Origin of the sequence: Runella rosea, from assembly GCF_003325355.1 — a bacterium.
Lineage (GTDB): Bacteria > Bacteroidota > Bacteroidia > Cytophagales > Spirosomataceae > Runella > Runella rosea.
Window position 1 is genome coordinate 5,264,945 of sequence record NZ_CP030850.1, and the last position, 17,341, is coordinate 5,282,285.

The following is a 17,341-nucleotide window of genomic DNA, read 5'->3' on the forward strand; positions in this document are numbered from 1 at the left end:
AAAACGATAGCTGCCTTTTTTTGTGCAAGGGCAGACGCAACTAGAGCCGCAACTAGAGGGCAGACGGCGAGGCCTGCCCCTACTTCGTGCCTTTCAAAATTTTGTCGTAGCGGGGCATATCTTTGAATAAATCCAAGGCGGCTTTTACTTCGGGGTCGGTGCGGAATACAAACTCACGCTCCCCTTTTTGAAGGTACACGTGCGAAACAATTTCGCGCTCCAATACCTGCTTAATGTCTTTTTTGAACATCGCTAAATCGGTGTCTTTGCTGTGCGTAAGTTTGGTTTTCAGGGCTTTGAATTGCTCCTGCACCGCGTCAAAATATTTTTCTTTCTTGGCCGATGCTTCCAACTCGCTCAGGTCTTTTTCTACCTGCGTAGTATAATCGTATTCTTTATCCTTCAGCCAATTCACAAATCCCTGATAGTCGGTATCGCTTAATTCAAACTCCTTGGCGGGCTTGACGGTGGGATGGTCGGCGCGGTACTTGAGTGCGTAGTCAAAGAACAACCCTTTGCTGTTGAGGCTGTTAACGATAGATGTACGGCTGACCAACTCCGTCGGAACATCAGGCTCTACGCCCCCGCCGTCGTATACGGTGCGACCATTGCGGGTTTTAAACGCTACTTTGAGTGAATCAGGAATTTTGCCTACGCTTCCGTCGTCGTTGCGGTGGCTGTAATCAATCGCCTGAATGCAACGGCCGCTCGGAATGTAGTACTTGGCAACGGTTACTTTTAGTTTGGTGTTGTAAGATAAATCGCGGGTGGTTTGGACCAATCCTTTACCGTACGTACGCTGTCCAATCAACACCCCACGGTCATAATCCTGAATCACGCCCGACACAATCTCGGAGGCCGAAGCGCTGCGGCCATTGACCAACACCACCAACGGAATCTCGGTATCAACGGGGGCCATTGGCGCGGTGTAGGTTTTGTTCCATTCTGTTACTTTACCACGGTTCGATACTACTTCTGCATCTTTCGGGATAAATAAATTACAAATCAATACCGCTTGGTCAAGCAAACCACCGGGGTTTTCGCGCACGTCGAGCACCAGTTTTTTCATGCCTTTTCCTTTCAACTCTACCAAGGCAGTTTTGACTTCCCGGGCGGCGGTTTGGTTAAAATCTTTTAAGTCAATATAACCCACCTCATCGGTCAACATGCCGTAGTAAGGCACATTGCCCGTTTTAACAAATTCGCGGGTTACGTTCATTTCGAGAAGTGAAGGGCTTCCTACGCGGCGTACGGCCAATTTTACGGTTGAGTTGGCCTGACCTTTCATCAATTTGTCGGGGTTGGCATCTTTGCGGGTGGTGAGATCTACCCCGTCAATTTTTACGATTTCATCCCCGATGTGAAGCCCCGCTTTTTCGGCAGGAGAACCTTCCAGAATGGAGTAAATGATGTTTTTGCCTTTATTGGTCGTAATGATGGCGCCGATGCCCGTGTACTGGCCCGTGGTCATGGTACGATAATCTTCGATTTCGTCTTCGGCGTAAAAGTTGGTGTAAGGGTCCAAATTTTTGAGCATGGATTCGATGCTCATCTTGGTTAGGCGATTGGGGTTGATTTCGTCTACATAATAGCGATTCAACTCCTTAAACAGCGTGGCGTAAATGTCGAGATTACGGGCGATTTCAAAAAAACGTTCGTCGGGGCGAAAGGCAAAGAATCCTACGCCAATCATACAAACGGCGGCTAAGGTGAGTTTGCGGAGGTGTTTCATGGTTGGGATGAATCGTAAGAAAAGTTTATGGCAGGTTGTCTCTGAATCTTGTGTTGTAAAGTAACGAAAAACAACGATGAAGTTATGTATTTCTACCAAAAAAAGGAGCGATGCCCCGAAAGACATCGCTTGTTGAAAAAGATAATTTACAGCCGTTTTGTTGAAACTCACCCCTCTGTGCAGAGCAAGAATGGAGATTTTTGATGTTTTTTTGACGTATAGTAATTTCCGTTAAGAATGCGCTCAGGTATATTTTTTGCGTTATTACCCGTTGAGTTCAACCGCAGTTTGGTAGGATTCACCGGGCTTTAATGTGATTTCGCGGTGCTTTTGTATCCCTTTTCGGCCTTAGGCTGATGGATGATTTATCAAGGGTACATACTTTGGACTTTTCTCAGTAGCTATTGACTTTGGTTTGTTGGCGAGGTATGTTTGGCAGGCGATTTTTTGATGACAGCCACAAAGCCAGTATTGACGTCGTTTTCGCCTTGGGTGGTGCTCTCACCGCCAACCCTTTTTTGAATTTACTCCTCGTTTGAAACGCTCTGTTTTTTGATGAACCAGTAATTATTTATTCACCCTCAAACCATCACATTTATGGAGCCATTAAAAATGTTTTTTTTCAGTCTATCAATCGTTTTATCACTTAAACCATTAAAAATATGAACACCCCAGCAAGAAAATCAAGCCCTTGGAGACGTTGGACTCTCTACACCGCCGCCGTGCTGCTGATGAGCGTGAGTTGTGGAAAAAAAGACCCCACTTCCTGTGGACCCGAAGATCTACGATACAAGTACATGAAAACCGTGAAAAATGCTCGCGCTGATTTATACCAAAGTGCTGGGTTTGTTATAGAAGGTGGCGATGCTCCCCTGCTGTGTCCCTTTCAACTTGAAAAGTTTTCCACTTATGAAAATACCTATGTAAGAGGAAAGCCCCAGCCTTTTAAATACCGCATTTGGGGGCGAATATTCAACTGTGATGCTTGCACTACTTTTGGTGTGGGTTCCTCTCCTTATATTGTTATTGACAAAATTGAAAAAATTGACTAAACAACTGCCAGAATGAAAAATACAGTAATATTTTGTCTTTTATTTTTACTCTATGGGGGGGGGCGACTAATCGCTCAAAAATATCAACCCCCGTTGTGCGTAGTGTTCTTTTGAACACTGCGTACTAAAAATAAAAAGCCGTCTGCGACGGCCCGACCAAGTTAAAAAACTAAAACATAACCGTAAAAAGCATGGCATTTGCGCGTAGAATACAAAACCCAGAAGGGCTCTGTTTCGTAACTTTTGCAACCGTACAATGGGCAGATGTATTTACTCGAAGTAGCTACGTTGATATTGTTTTAGAAAGCCTACGGTATTGTCAAAAAGAAAAAGGTTTACGCATTCATGCGTGGTGTATTATGAGCAATCACCTGCATTTAATAATTTCTACAAAATTTGGCGTTCACCCATCAGACGTTTTGAGAGACTTCAAAAAGTTCACTTCAAAACAAATCATTGCAGCTATTGAAGATAAAGAACAACCTGAAAGCCGCCGAGATTGGCTTTTATGGTTGTTTCGTCAAGCAGGAGAGAATAATTCTAAAAATACCACCTACCAATTCTGGCAACAAGAAAACCACCCTATTGAATTAAGCAGTAATAAATTCATTGATCAAAAATTAGCTTATATTCATGAAAACCCCGTAAAGGTAGGTATAGTAGATGAATCGTGGGAGTACAGGTATTCATCAGCACGAGATTACATGAACAATCAAAAAGGGCTTTTAGAGGCAGATCTAATTTGATAATAGTAGAGGCTTGTTAGAGCCGTTGCAAACGGCTATTTATTTCGAGTGCGCAGTGTTCTACCGAACACTACCCACAACAAGGGAAGACACAGACCACGGTCAAGGGAATGCATAGCTCCCTATTGGGGCGAAAAGTCAGATGAATATTAAAGTATAAAATGAATACAACCATGACAAAACCACTTTACACCGCCATTCTTGGCTATTTAATATTGTCCAACTGCATGGCCTGTACGCCGAACGTCACCGAGATTGGGGAAGAAATAGACCCATCCATCACTCCCTCGTCGCCTACGCTGGTAGAAGCCATCAAAGTAGAGAACAGCTGGCTGGGGTTATTCAACGCTGGTGATACGACTGTCAAAGTAAAACCAGACAAAGACGTGTTGCCCGAAAAACCTGCGAAAGCGCCCGATTTGAGTAAAATTCAGAAAGAAGCGGGTAAGTTTCGACTGGTTTCAGTGGGGGGCGCGCTGTCGGCGGGTTTTCGCGACGGCGGCCTGTATCGGGAAGGGCAGCTGACGGCTTTCCCTAATTTGATTGCCCGACAGATGGGTATATCGTTTGTACAATCGCTGTTTTCGGAAGCGGAAGGCAACGGCACGGGTTACAAGACCGTGGCGGGCACAGCAGGACCCTTGGTAAAATTCAACATGGTGACCAATAATCTAGGGGTAATTCAGCGCAACGGGGAAACAGCCTACACGGATTTTGGAGATAAAGACAAAGTGGAGCTTGACCAACTGGCGTTCCCAGAAATTCAAAAAGGGCTGCAATTCTTTCGGTATCCCTCTGATGAGCTTAAATATTACAAATATGTGGATCGGGCGGTGAGTGCAGATATCAAGGCCAAATACGCCAAACCCACGGATTGGGTCAACGATCAAAAGGCCGATTTGTTCATCTTTGAGTTTGGTATGGATGATACATACAGAATTGTGGCCAGGGGTGCGGGGGGGCTTGCAGGTGGAGGGCAGTTGCCTTATTATTTCACACCCGAATACGAACTGGCGCGCAGTTTGGCCAAGAAACAACACAAAGGGGTAATACTGAATGTGCCCGAAGTGCTGGATTTTCCCTATTTCAATCAAATCACCGCTGAGATGGTCAGAAAGTCAGGGCTCAATCTGTTTGTAGGGCAAGATTCCTATGACCCTGGGTTGCATCGTTTGATTCCCACGCCCACAACCGAAAAAGTATTGAAAGGCGAATTGAAACCTGATGTGAGAGGGAAAGTGGTGTTGACTACCTACGATGTGATCTCGGGCAATGATTTTAACAGCGAACAGCAAATGATGTCGCCAAAGTTTTACAATACCTATTTTATCGGCACGGCGGCCAAAGATACGGGTTGGCCAGTGGTCGATATGTATAGCCTTTACAAACGCATTCAGGCGGGGGGATATGTGACCGACGACAGGGTGGCGGTGAATGCCGCTTGGCCCAAAGGAGGAAATTTCTTTTCGGCCGATGGGGTCTATCCCACCGCTTTCGGGCAGGCCGTTATCGCCAATGAGGTCATCAAAACCCTCAACCGGCATTACGGGTTGGACATACCGCTGTTACAAACCCGTTTCTTTTTAGGAAAATAAATTACCTCAAACTTCTTATTAACTTCTATTGAATATGCAATCACGTATTCTAATGATACTACTTTGTGCCGTTTTTTCGGCCTCAGTTGCACAACAAAATGCCCGTGTGGCAGATAGCCAGGCAGTACGCCCTTGGTGGTGTTCTCACCGCCAACCTCTTTTTGTGATACAATTGCTTTGTAGTCAGATGCTTACGTGTATATTGGCATCGATTCTGGTTTTGCCAAACCTTCTAAAATAGACTATAAAAGCTATCCATATCAATTTTATCTTTACTCTATCTAACACTTGAGTTATGTACTTTCTACCAAAAAAAGGAGCGATGCCCCGAAAGACACCGCTCCTTTTCTGAAATTATTTCTTACGAAACCTTATTTGCCTGAGTCAAACAATTGGAAGAATTGATCCAATTTTGGCAAAATAACGATTTCGGTACGACGGTTACGGCTGCGGTTTTGGCTGCTGTCGTTTGCTACTTTAGGCACAAACTCGCCACGGCCGCCAGCGGTCATGCGCTCAGGAGCTACACCGTATTTTTTCTGGAGGGCACGTACTACCGAAGTAGCGCGTTTTGCGCTCAAATCCCAGTTGTCTTCCAACACAGAAGCGCTGCTGTAGGGTACGCTATCGGTATGGCCTTCTACCAAGATGTCAAAATCTTTGCGGTCGTTTACGACTTTAGCAATTTTGCTCAACACGTTTTCAGCTTGGGTAGTGATGTCGTAGCTGCCGTATTTGAACAACATTTTGTCGGAAAGAGAGATATAAACCACTCCTTTTTTCACTTCGATGTTTACGTCTTCGTCGCTCACATTGTCCAATGAACGCTTGAGGTTCATCACAAGGGCCAAGTTAAGCGAATCCTTACGGCGCAGATTTGAATTCAAATCTTGGATGTAAGAGCTCTGACGGTTGAGGGCATCCAATGATTTCTTGATGCTTTCGGCGCCATCTTTGCTGACGATAGAGAGGTCAGAAAGACGATCTAATAAGTTGGTGTTTGTACGCTTCAAGTAAGCCAACTCATCTTCCATCGCTTTCAATTTGGCCCGCTCGTTGGTGATGTCACCATCTTTCATCTTGATTTGATTGCTCAAATCGCTGATGTCATTTTTAAGTTTTGCACTAAGTGCGTCACAATCAGCCTTATTCTTGTCAAGAAGAGCCTGAAGTTCAGCTTTATCTTTGGTCAGTTGAGCTAATTGTTTTTTGTTACAAGATGCGAATAATAATACAGACAGGGAAAATAAAATAATCTTTCTCATTGATTATGAGGTTTGAGGTGAATGGTTAAATTTAAGGTTAGAAATTAACAACGGTGTTGTCTTTAATTAAATACATAAACACTTTTTTTGCTTTTTTTACTTGACATAAAAGAACACTTTTTAGGAAAAGTTCAAAAAAACGTCACAAAGATAGGCAAGGAAAATGATATATCAGAAGGATATAGCAATATACTTTGCACTACAATCATGCGTACTATTATGATGAATTACTCTAAATCGGCACTAAGTACTATCCCCGAAGCTAAAAAAAGTCCCTTTTTTGGAAATACATCGGCATTTGTGCGCAACCCTTTAGGCTTTCTTGAAAAAATGCAAAAAGAGTTTCGAGGGGCAGGTTTAGTGAGACTAAATTTAGTGAACCGTGATTTTATCTTAGTGCTGAATCCAGAAGATACCAAGCACGTATTGCAAGAAAACAACCGCAATTACCATAAAAGCGAAGCGTATAAAGTACTGGCCATATTTTTGGGTAATGGTCTGTTGACCAGCGAAGGCGATTTTTGGCGACGCCAACGCAAACTGACCCAGCCTGCTTTCTACAAACAGCGGCTGGCGTTGATGGTGGCGATGATGAATGATGAAGTGACGAACTTGGTACAGCGTTGGGAGCAACACGAGAAGACCGAAACCCTGAATATGTCGGAAGAGATGCTCAACCTGACTTTGAAAATTGTGACCCAAGCGCTGTTTAGTACCGATGTGAAACACCGCTTGGGCGGCATTTCGGAATCACTCAACGAGATTATGCACTTTGCGGACAACACCCTCAAAAGTTTTATTCGTCTTCCATTGTATGTTCCCATACCGCGAAATTTGCGGTTCAAGCGGGCGGTAAAAAAAGTAGAATCGGTTATTTACAGCATTATCGAAGGTCGCCGCCAAGAACTAAAACACAATCCCGAGGTTCGGTACAACGATTTGCTGGATATGTTGATCCATACACAAGACGAGGAAACGGGAGAAACCATGACCGACCAGCAGTTGAGGGATGAGGTAACGACGATTTTTATGGCGGGCCACGAAACCACCGCAAATGCCCTGTCTTGGGCATTTTATTTGCTGACAAAAAATGGTGACGTTCTCCATAAACTTCGGGAAGAAGTAAAAACAGTATTGGGCGAAGAAGGAATGCCGACGTTTGAAAATGTGCGCGAACTGAAGTATACCTTTCAAGTGGTGCAGGAAGTGATGCGTCTGTATCCGCCAGCGTGGGTGATGGGGCGAAGGGCGTTGGGAGCAGACCAATTGAGCGGTCATCCTATTGGGCCCAATACCTACCTACTGCTACCGATTTATTTGCTTCACCGCGACCCGTTGCATTGGCAAAAGCCTCACGAATTTTACCCCGACCATTTTTTGCCCGAAAACGTCAAACAACGCCCCACGTATGCTTATATTCCCTTTGGAGGTGGCCCCAGAATGTGCGTAGGCAATAATTTTGCATTGATGGAAATGCAGATTGTACTAGCCTTATTGGTGCGAAAGTTTGATTTTTTGCTCGTAGAGAGAAAGGATGCCGTGGCCGACCCACTGGTTACCTTACGACCTAAAAAAGCCTTAAAAATGAATATAAAGGCACTTAGTCGCTTGGAAGTCAACTAGAAAGCTTTAAAATAATTGGCCAATTATTGAGCTTGGAGGAGCCTGTCAGCGTGCGCAAACGAATTTCGCGAATTGGAGGAAAGGTTTATGAGTCGATTTTACAAAAAATTCCTATTTTTACGCCCGTTTTCAACCCAAATTTGAATTTTACATCATATACAATGAGACAAATACTTTTCCGTGAAGCCTTGCGTGAGGCCCTTTCTGAAGAAATGCGCCGCGACGCGAGCGTGTTTTTGATGGGTGAAGAAGTCGCCGAATATAACGGAGCCTACAAAGTAAGTCAAGGGATGCTTGATGAATTCGGACCTGAGCGGGTCATTGATACGCCCATTGCCGAATTGGGTTTTGCTGGGATTGGCGTGGGAGCTGGAATGAACGGCTTACGTCCCGTCGTGGAATTTATGACGTTCAACTTTTCGTTGGTTGCCATCGACCAAGTGATTAACTCAGCGGCTAAGATTCTTTCGATGTCGGCGGGTCAATACAGCTGCCCGATTGTGTTTCGCGGTCCGACCGGAAACGCTGGTCAGTTGGGAGCGCAACACTCTCAAAACTTTGAAAACTGGTACGCCAATACGCCTGGATTGAAAGTAGTCGTTCCGGCCAATCCATACGATGCAAAAGGGCTGCTGAAAGCGTCTATCCGCGATAATGACCCCGTTATTTTTATGGAGTCAGAGTTGATGTACGGAGACAAAGGAGAAGTGCCCGAAGAAGAATACATTATTCCGTTGGGTAAAGCGGAAGTGAAAAAAGAAGGTACGGACGTGACCATTGTATCGTTTGGGAAGATGATTCCACGCGTGGTGAATCCTGCCATCGAAGAATTGGCAAAAATGGGCATTAATGCCGAGCTCGTTGACCTTCGCACGGTGCGCCCGATTGATTATGATACGGTTATTAATTCGGTAAAAAAGACAAATCGTTGCGTGGTGGTTGAAGAAGCTTGGCCGTTGTCGTCTATTGCTACTGAATTAACCTACATGATTCAACGCAAAGCATTCGATTATTTGGATGCTCCCGTGATTCGGGTCAACAATATGGATGTATCGTTGCCGTACGCGCCTACGTTGGTAGAAGCAACCTTGCCAAGCGTAAAGCGCACCATCGACGCGGTGAAGGCGGTTATGTATCGTAGTTAAATCTAAAAAACCGTTAAATGTCAAGAGTTAAAGGGGATAGACTCGTTCTTCCGACGTTTAATTTCTCATTTTTTTAAGGCTCCTTTCGAGGAGCTTTTTTTGTTTGGCATGATTTTTTAATAAAATTCCTATCATAAAACTGCTATTTTTGGAGTTATTCAATCGAATAATCAATTTTTCATACAATGAAACAATTCATAAAAACTTTCCTGATTGTAATCTTGGCCCAAGCGGGGCTGAACGCCCAAACGGGTGCCGTTCCCGTCGATACAATCTTTAATAACTTCTACAGTGCTACGGGCGGAAAAGCCCTTTGGGATGCCGTACAGACTTACAACATCAAACAGGCCTATCGCGCAGGAACGGCCAATGATTATGACTTAGTAGTACAGGGGTCGTTGTCTCAGCAGGCGTTGTCTAAAATCCGTACCATCATGAAACGTGATTTTATTTACGGAATCAAAGGAACGGATGGATGGGTGAAAATCCCCATCGGTAGCCGCGACAAAGTCACTCAGTTTCAAACGAGCGATTTGAGTGAAAAAGAACGCGAAAATATGCGTCGTGAGCTAGGCGACTTGTTGGTGCCTTTCAGCAATTATACCCAAAAAGGCTACATCGCTACGGTCGTAGGCACGGAGCAAGTAAACGGAAAACCCGCCTACCAAGTAGAAATGGAAGGAAAAGGAGTAAAATACAACTTGTATTTTGACGTGGCAACGGGCTTACTGGTTCGGGAAAAACTGACGCTGCCCACCCGCGAGGTGCAAACCCGCGACCATACCCAGTACGCCAAGTCTACTTACGGCATTTCGTACCCTTCGGAGTCCACGTACGTGAGCAGTATTGATAAAAAGCCCGTAAAAGTCACAACCATCATGGAGTTTAACCCAACAATTTCAGATAATACATTTGCAAGATAAAAGGTGCAAAGAACCGTTTCAGTGATGGCGTGGTTTATAAATCAGGCCATCACTCAAACACATACTTTTGAAGTGATTAAACACCGTACCACCCGCGTGGTAGCATCGCCATACCAGTTTGAGAAAAGTAGGCAAAATAGTTCTTCTGGCCTTCATTGGGTTGTTATTGGTTTTGGGAACAGTCATCGTTTGGCTGCAAACAGGGTCGGGACAAGACTGGCTTACGCGTCGTGTGGTATCGTATCTGCGCCAAAAACTTCAGACCCGCGTTGAAATCGCGCAGGTGCGTTTTCAGTTGCCCGACTGGATAGAGTTGCAAAATATTTATCTGGAAGATAAACAGCGAGATACCCTGCTGATGGGCAAAAGGGTATTTGTGGACTTGGACGTGTGGGGGTTGATGCAAAACAAAGTGGGCATTAATAATATTGAGCTAGAAAATGTATACCTCAACGTTCATCGTACTTTACCCGATACTACTTTCAATTTTGGATTCGTTACGCACGCATTTAGTAGTCCTGATAGCCAGCCCGATACCGCGTCAGCACCGCTGGATATGCGATTGGATGCCCTCAAACTCAAAAATGTAAGAGTATCGTACCGCGATGCCATCATCGGAACCGACGCGGCTCTTTGGATTGAAGAATCAAACGTAAATTTTTCGGCCTTTAATCCTTCCTACAATCGGTATCATTTGACCAATACGGTCTTGAATGCCGGCAAGGCTACAGTGAGAATGTACACCCCGCTTCGGCCTGCAAAACCTGGGACGGACAGTTTGGTAACAATCAATTCTGCCGATTCATTGGATTTTAAATTGGGGAAAATTCAGGTTAAAAATTATGAAATTATCTACAACGACGAGACCCAAAAGCTGAAAGCAAGCGGTAAAATTGGGCAGTTGGATTTGGAAAGTGACTACATTCATTTGGATAAACTGGCGGTCTCGCTCAAAAAAGTAGGGGTACAAAATACAAACTTGGCGTACCGAACCGAGAGCCTGAATGTAGACATAAGCCAATTTAATACGCAGCTGGAAAATTTTGTCTTTACCCCCGAACGTGCTGCTGGAAAGTTGAAATCGGCAAGTATGGTGGAGAAAAGGGGCTTTGTATTGCATCAGGTGCAAACCGATTTTGTTTACTCTACTACTCAAACCTCGCTCGAAAATCTGTTTATCCAAACCAACGAAACCATTCTTCGGAATCGGGCCGTTTTACGTTACCGTTCGCTGGATGAATTGACCGATAATATCGGAAATGTAGGCCTAGATGTGAACCTGCAAAACAGCCAAATCAGTTTTAAAGATGTGTTGACTTGGATGCCTACCCTCCGAAAAACGCCACCTTTTGACCGCAATCCAACGGCCATTGTCAAGGTAAATGGCATAGTGACGGGCAAGGTCAATCAATTAACCCTGAAGGCTGTCGATGTGCAAACCTTACAAGGAACTCACCTGCGCATGGAGGGGAAAATTGCGGGATTGCCCGACCCTCAAAAAATGGCCTTAGATTTAAAAATCGGCGAATTTTCTACTACCCGGGCCGATATTGAACGTATTGCACCCAAAGATGCTCTGCCTGCTTCCATCGAGATTCCCGCGAAGCTACTGCTGACGGGTACCGTTAAAGGCAGCCTGAATGACCTTAATCTGAACACCCGTTTGGCCTCCGATATGGGCGACGCGACGTTTGAAGGGAATCTGAAAAATTTTGTCAGAGGTAAAAATGAAGGCTATCAGGGAACCCTAGTTCTAAAAGATTTTAACGCCGGAAAACTGCTGAAACAACCACCCGAACAACTCGGGAAACTTTCGTTGACGGCAACCGTCAATGGGCAGGGGATTGACCCAAAAACCTTGCAGGCTGTACTGAAAGGCACGGTTTTGAGCGCGGATGTCAAAGGATATACCTACCAAAATCTGAATCTTGAAGGTACGTATCGTCAGCAGGTAGCCGATTTTGTCGCCGCCATCGCCGACCCTAACGCTACCTTACGTCTCACAATTCAGGCTGATTTGCGGCCCGAATATCCCGTGATATCGGCGGAAGCGGATATTGATGAACTACGACTTAAACCCCTCAATCTGTACAGTGAAAACCTCGGGATTCGTGGTAAAATAAACGCTGTTTTTCCTTCCACCAACCCCGCCGACCCGCGCGGAACGTTGCTGATTCAAGACGGGGTGTTGATTCAGGATGGGAAAGAGATTGCCTTGCAAACCCTGTCGTTGAACCTCGAAAACGAGAATGGAGAACGATTGGCGGTCATTGATGCCCCCTTCCTCAAAGCCCGGGCCACGGGGGTGTTTCGGTATGAGCAACTTGCCGATATTTTATTGACCGAAATCAATCGTTACTTTGCCCTGCCCGCCATTCAATACAAGCCCATCGCGGAGCCATATCGCTTTTCGTTGGAAGGAAAAGTAGCCAACCACGCCGCCTTGAAGGCATTTGTGCCTGAGTTGACACGGATGGACACGGTACGGTTTTCAATGCAATTAAACAGTCAACAGGACACCACCCTCCGGCTGAAACTACAAGCACCGCTGATAGAATACGACAGTACGTTGGTAGAACGGGTCACTATTAACGTAGACGGGGCCAAAAATAAAGCCAATTATGCCGCTTACGTTGATAAAGTAACGTCGGGAACGACCAACATTCGACGCACGTACCTGAATGGCGAAATCACCAACAATATCGTTGGGTTTAACTTAGTTCTCAAAGATTCGTTAGATAAAGACCGCCACGGAATGGAGGGTGTACTGGCTTCGATTGACAATAACTATCGCCTGCAATTACGGCGGCGGGGGCTGTTGCTTGATTATAAAAATTGGACCGCCGATTCCACGGGTTATGTGCAGTTCGGGAAAGACGGGCTATTGGCCAGGAAATTTACCATTAACCAAAATCGACAGCGACTTTTTGTGAACAGCCTGACCGATACACCTAATGGCCCGCTGAGAATCGAAATGGATAGCCTTAATCTACGCCCTTTGGTGGGTATTATGGCCGATTCTACGCTTATGGGCGGGGTACTAGCGGGTAACGTTATTTTGCAGAATTATACACAGGAAAACCCTGCTTTTACGGGCGACTTTTCCATTCGTGATTTGACGGTGATGGATATCCTTATCGGCAACCTGAATGCCAAAGCCGCCAATCAGTCGGCTGATAATATTGTGGCCGAAGCCACGCTCAAAAGTGCCCAAAACGATGTGAAATTGAGCGGAAACTACTTACTCAAAAGTAAAACACCGCTGAATTTAACGTTGGACATTCGTCGAATGGGAATGCAAACCGTAGAAGCCTTTAGCCTTGGGGAGTTGCGGCGTACGCGTGGTTCGCTAGCGGGCAAAGCCACCATCAAAGGGGCAATTGACAAACCTCAAATCGACGGCAGTGTTGCGTTTGACAGTGTGTCGTTTAACATAACCCAATTAGGCGCCACGTACCGTATCAACAACAGCCGTTTGCAGTTTAAAGGGTCGGACATTTTACTGCAAAAATTTGTGGTAAGCGATACTGCCAACCGTCCGTTACAGATTGACGGCAAAGTCAACATTGCCAAAATTCCTGATGTTTCGTACGATCTAAATATCGTCGGAAAAGATTTTACGGTGCTTAATGCTACTCGGAAAGAAAATGAGTTTTTCTACGGAAACGGAATCGTGGACGCCAACCTGCACGTGGCGGGGGTGGGTTCAAAACCCGCTATTGATGGCTCCGTAAAACTGAAAGAAGGGAGTGATATTACGGTTATTTTGCCCGATGATAATTTTGGAGAAAATGCCACGGAAGGCATTGTTGAATTTATTAACCCCAACAAACCCGCCGTGGTGGATTCGAGTGCTATCGAATCGGCTCCCATTGATTTTGCCTCCGAAATCTCGCTCAACCTCGAAGCTGACGACCGCTCGCAACTCACCATTGTGGTGGATGAACTGAACGGCGATAACCTAAAAGTAAGGGGTAATGCTCAGCTCAACGCGGGGATTTCGCCAAGTGGTCAGGTCTTTATTTTAGGTTTGTACGAAATAACCCAAGGCTCCTATGACCTCACGTTTGAGATTCTAAAACGCGGTTTTACCATTCAAAAAGGAAGCCGTTTGATTTGGACTGGCGACCCGATGAAAGCCGACGTAGACATCACGGCGGTGTATCCCGTTACAGCTGAATTGACGCCGATTGTTCCGAATGATGCAGATTATAAAAACAAGAAACTTCCCCTTCAGGTATTACTCAAAATGCAGGGAAGTTTGGAAAAACCCCAAATCACTTTTGATATTCGGCCCGATAAAACGAGAATGTCGGCAGATGAAGTTTCTAGAATAGAAAATGATGGAGTTTTTACAGAACTTCAACAGAATCAGGCGGCCATGAACAAACAAGTGTTTTCGTTGTTGGTGCTGAATAAATTTTCGGGAGAGCAATCATCCGATTTCTTTTCGAGTGTGAATCCGGAGCTGATTGCCCGCGAAAGCGTGAGTAAACTGCTGACCGACCAACTCAATATGTTGGCTTCTGATTTGATTAAAGGCGTAAAATTGGATTTCAATCTCAATTCTACATCTGTTTCGACCAACACGGGTACTGCTGCCCAAACTGACCTGAACGTGGGTTTGAGTAAAGCCTTTATGGATGACCGCCTCACGGTCAATGTAGGCCGTAATTTTGAAATCGAAAGCGGCGCAAGAGCGGCTCGTTCCACCGAAATCATTGACAATGTAAATGTAAATTATAACCTGACCCGGGATGGACGCTATGCTTTTCGGGCCTACCGAAAAAACCAGTATCAGGCGGTATTGGAAGGGTTTATTGTAGAAACGGGCGTGAGTTTTGCGGTAGTGTTAGATTACGACAAATTGAAAGAAATGTTTAAAAAATGACGTTTAGATTTAGCTGTATACTTCTCGTACTCCTGTCCAGTTTTTTTATGGGCTGTTCGGTCTCGCGCTATCTGCCGCCCAACGAGAGCCTGTACGTAGGAGCAGAGGTGAAAATGGCGCCTGATTCCAACGTATCGGCCAAGACAGCTAAAACGGTTAAAGCCGAGCTTGAACCCATCTTGCGGCCCCAACCCAACAGCATGTTGTTGGGGTTCCCCTATAAAGTTTGGCTGTATTATTTTCTGGGAGAGCCCAAAAAAGAAAAGAGTTTCCGGGGATGGTTTCGGAAACGTTTCGGGGAGTCGCCCGTTTTTGCTAGCAAGCGTGCGGTTACGACCAACAGTGCGGTGATTACGAATTATTTGAACAATGAAGGCTATTTTCGTTCGACGGCTTCGGGCGAAATGACCGAAACTAAACGCCGAGCCAAGGCCGTTTATACGGTGGGGTTAAGAAAACGGTACACCATTAAAACGGTTGAATTTATCACTAAAGACAGCTCCGTATTCTCTAAAAATCTGCAATTGACCCAAAAAAATACGCTTTTGAAAGAAGGTGCTCCTTACCGTTTGACGGCTATCGAAGAAGAGCGTAACCGCATTGAGCGCGAACTAAAAAAACACGGATTTTACTACTTTCGACCCGATTATCTGATTGTAAAGGCCGATACAAATCTTAATAATCACCAGACGCGTTTGTACGTAGAGCTAAAGCCTAATACGACGCAGTTGGCCCTGAAAAGGTACTTTATTCAAAATATTTACGTCATTTCGGATAATGGCCGCCTCAAAAGTGATACACTAGCCGAGGTGACTGGACGACGGGGCAACATCAGGATTATCGACCCCGCTCATGCCTACCGTCCGCGTATTTTTTATGATGCCATTGGATTTCGGAAGGGAACGCTCTACAACAGCGAATTGCATGATGTCTCGCTCTCGCGGCTTATTAACCTCAAAAATTTTAAGTTTGTAAAAAATCAATTTGAATTGCTGCCCCGTTCAGACTCGGCCTTGTTGGATGTGTATTATTACCTCACTCCCCTGAAAAAGAAAACCCTCCGCGCCGAACTTAGTGGGGTGACGAAGTCAAACAACTTAGCAGGGGCACAGGTGGGGCTGACTTGGCTCAATCGGAATCTTTTTCGCGCGGCCGAGCAGCTGCGCCTTACCGCCAATGCGGGTTTAGATTTGCAGATAGGGGGCCGAAGTGATACTGCTTCGAAAGTAAGAAATTTCTACCGTACGAGTTTTGAAGCGGAGCTATCGTTCCCACGATTTGTGTTACCGTTTTATAAAGTACGGCCCGATAAAAACCAAACATTGCCCAAAACCACCCTTACAACTGGTTTTGAACAGTTAACCCAGCAGGGGCTTTATCGTCAAACATCTATTAAATTGAACTGGGGGTATAGTTGGCGAAAAAACACCCAGATAGAGCACACGTTTTTGCCGATTGCCCTGAACGTGGTGAAACCAAAGATTATTGACGGAGAAGCGTTTTTAAATCTGATTATCGACCCCGCTACTAAACAACAGGATTTGCTACGTTACTTTAAAATTCTGGAAAATCGGCTCATTTTAGGGGCCCAATACAACATTGCTTACACGCCTACCCCAAAGCCATTAAGTAAAAATACGTTTGTCATAACGGGTGGGGTTGATTTGGCTGGGAATGTGGCGGGATTGATAGCCAAACGCCGCGAAGAAGTGGGGCAAGTGTTTGGCATTCCTTACGAACAATACGCCCGTTTTGACGCGGAAGTTCGCCATTATCGCAATGTCAGCCCTAAGCTCCGCTGGGCAAATCGCCTTTTGATTGGATTGGGGATTCCGTACGGAAATTCATTGTCGTTGCCGCAATTTAAGCAGTATTTTGCGGGTGGAACAAACGGGATACGGGCGTTTCGGGCGCGAACGCTGGGCCCAGGAAGTTATAAATTGGATACGGCTACCACCAATATTTTTGGGAACGTGGCCTTCGGAGATATTCGTTTGGAGGCAAACAGTGAGCTGCGTTTGCGAATCAGTGAGTATTTTGAAGGCGCGATGTTTGCCGACGCAGGTAATATCTGGATGTACCGCAATTACGATGATTCGTTTTATACGCCCGAAGAAAATGCGGTGTTTACCAACCAATTTTACAAACAAGTAGCCGTTGGCGGAGGAATCGGGCTACGGATTATTACCCCTTTTGTGCTCTTACGCCTCGACTTAGCGGTGCCGTTTCGAAAGCCGTGGCTTCCCGAAAACGAGCGGTGGGTGCTCAATCAATTTGATTTACGAAGCAAACCGTGGCGAAAAGAAAATTTAGTGTTTAACATTGCCGTTGGTTATTCTTTCTGATACTTTCCAAGCAAAAAGCGCGAA

At 45.3% G+C, this 17,341-nt stretch carries 10 protein-coding genes; 8 read left to right on the top strand and 2 right to left on the bottom strand.

Annotation, left to right across the window (positions count from 1 at the left end; translation table 11 throughout):
* Positions 1-79: 79 nt before the first annotated feature.
* Entirely contained in the window at positions 80-1,732 is a 1,653-nt protein-coding gene (locus tag DR864_RS21865) for a S41 family peptidase (RefSeq protein ID WP_114068971.1), read from the bottom strand.
* 662 nt (positions 1,733-2,394) lie between these two features.
* Between DR864_RS21865 and DR864_RS21870 the strand changes: the two genes are divergently transcribed.
* From DR864_RS21870 to DR864_RS21880, 3 genes are all read left to right on the top strand, one after another.
* Entirely contained in the window at positions 2,395-2,784 is a 390-nt protein-coding gene (locus DR864_RS21870) for a hypothetical protein (RefSeq protein ID WP_114068972.1), read from the top strand.
* Between the two features lie 191 nt (positions 2,785-2,975).
* Complete coding sequence (locus DR864_RS21875) at positions 2,976-3,530, top strand: REP-associated tyrosine transposase (protein WP_114068973.1); 555 nt, start codon at positions 2,976-2,978, stop codon at positions 3,528-3,530.
* A 173-nt stretch (positions 3,531-3,703) separates the two neighbouring features.
* Positions 3,704-5,125 (top strand): SGNH/GDSL hydrolase family protein, encoded by a 1,422-nt coding sequence (locus DR864_RS21880; RefSeq protein ID WP_162794034.1) that lies wholly within the window; start codon positions 3,704-3,706, stop codon positions 5,123-5,125.
* A gap of 371 nt (positions 5,126-5,496) precedes the next feature.
* Here the strand turns inward: DR864_RS21880 and DR864_RS21885 are convergent, their stop codons facing one another.
* Positions 5,497-6,390 (bottom strand): OmpA/MotB family protein, encoded by an 894-nt coding sequence (locus DR864_RS21885; protein ID WP_114068975.1) that lies wholly within the window; start codon positions 6,388-6,390, stop codon positions 5,497-5,499.
* A 219-nt stretch (positions 6,391-6,609) separates the two neighbouring features.
* Here DR864_RS21885 and DR864_RS21890 point away from each other — a divergent pair, with 219 nt between their 5' ends.
* From DR864_RS21890 to tamL, 5 genes are all read left to right on the top strand, one after another.
* The gene (locus DR864_RS21890; protein ID WP_162794036.1) at positions 6,610-8,013 is read left to right on the top strand and encodes a cytochrome P450; all 1,404 of its coding nucleotides are present in this window, start codon (positions 6,610-6,612) and stop codon (positions 8,011-8,013) included.
* A 161-nt stretch (positions 8,014-8,174) separates the two neighbouring features.
* Positions 8,175-9,158 carry a pyruvate dehydrogenase complex E1 component subunit beta gene (locus tag DR864_RS21895; RefSeq protein WP_114070410.1) on the top strand — a complete coding sequence of 328 codons (984 nt, stop codon included), beginning with the start codon at positions 8,175-8,177 and terminating at the stop codon, positions 9,156-9,158.
* 185 nt (positions 9,159-9,343) lie between these two features.
* Positions 9,344-10,081, top strand: coding sequence for a hypothetical protein (locus DR864_RS21900; RefSeq protein WP_114068977.1), 738 nt, complete (start codon positions 9,344-9,346; stop codon positions 10,079-10,081).
* Between the two features lie 118 nt (positions 10,082-10,199).
* Entirely contained in the window at positions 10,200-14,972 is a 4,773-nt protein-coding gene (locus DR864_RS21905; RefSeq protein WP_162794038.1) for a translocation/assembly module TamB domain-containing protein, read from the top strand.
* Positions 14,969-17,317 carry a translocation and assembly module lipoprotein TamL gene (tamL, locus tag DR864_RS21910; protein ID WP_114068979.1) on the top strand — a complete coding sequence of 783 codons (2,349 nt, stop codon included), beginning with the start codon at positions 14,969-14,971 and terminating at the stop codon, positions 17,315-17,317. The genes DR864_RS21905 and tamL overlap by 4 nt, the downstream gene beginning before the upstream one ends.
* Positions 17,318-17,341: the final 24 nt, after the last annotated feature.

Coding starts and splice junctions, on each gene's coding strand:
- DR864_RS21885 (WP_114068975.1), bottom strand. CDS start 6,390: ATGAGAAAGATTATTTTATTTTCCCTGTCTGTATTATTATTCGCATCT.
- DR864_RS21865 (WP_114068971.1), bottom strand. CDS start 1,732: ATGAAACACCTCCGCAAACTCACCTTAGCCGCCGTTTGTATGATTGGC.
- DR864_RS21900 (WP_114068977.1), top strand. CDS start 9,344: ATGAAACAATTCATAAAAACTTTCCTGATTGTAATCTTGGCCCAAGCG.
- DR864_RS21880 (WP_162794034.1), top strand. CDS start 3,704: ATGACAAAACCACTTTACACCGCCATTCTTGGCTATTTAATATTGTCC.
- tamL (WP_114068979.1), top strand. CDS start 14,969: ATGACGTTTAGATTTAGCTGTATACTTCTCGTACTCCTGTCCAGTTTT.
- DR864_RS21870 (WP_114068972.1), top strand. CDS start 2,395: ATGAACACCCCAGCAAGAAAATCAAGCCCTTGGAGACGTTGGACTCTC.
- DR864_RS21875 (WP_114068973.1), top strand. CDS start 2,976: ATGGCATTTGCGCGTAGAATACAAAACCCAGAAGGGCTCTGTTTCGTA.
- DR864_RS21890 (WP_162794036.1), top strand. CDS start 6,610: ATGATGAATTACTCTAAATCGGCACTAAGTACTATCCCCGAAGCTAAA.
- DR864_RS21895 (WP_114070410.1), top strand. CDS start 8,175: ATGAGACAAATACTTTTCCGTGAAGCCTTGCGTGAGGCCCTTTCTGAA.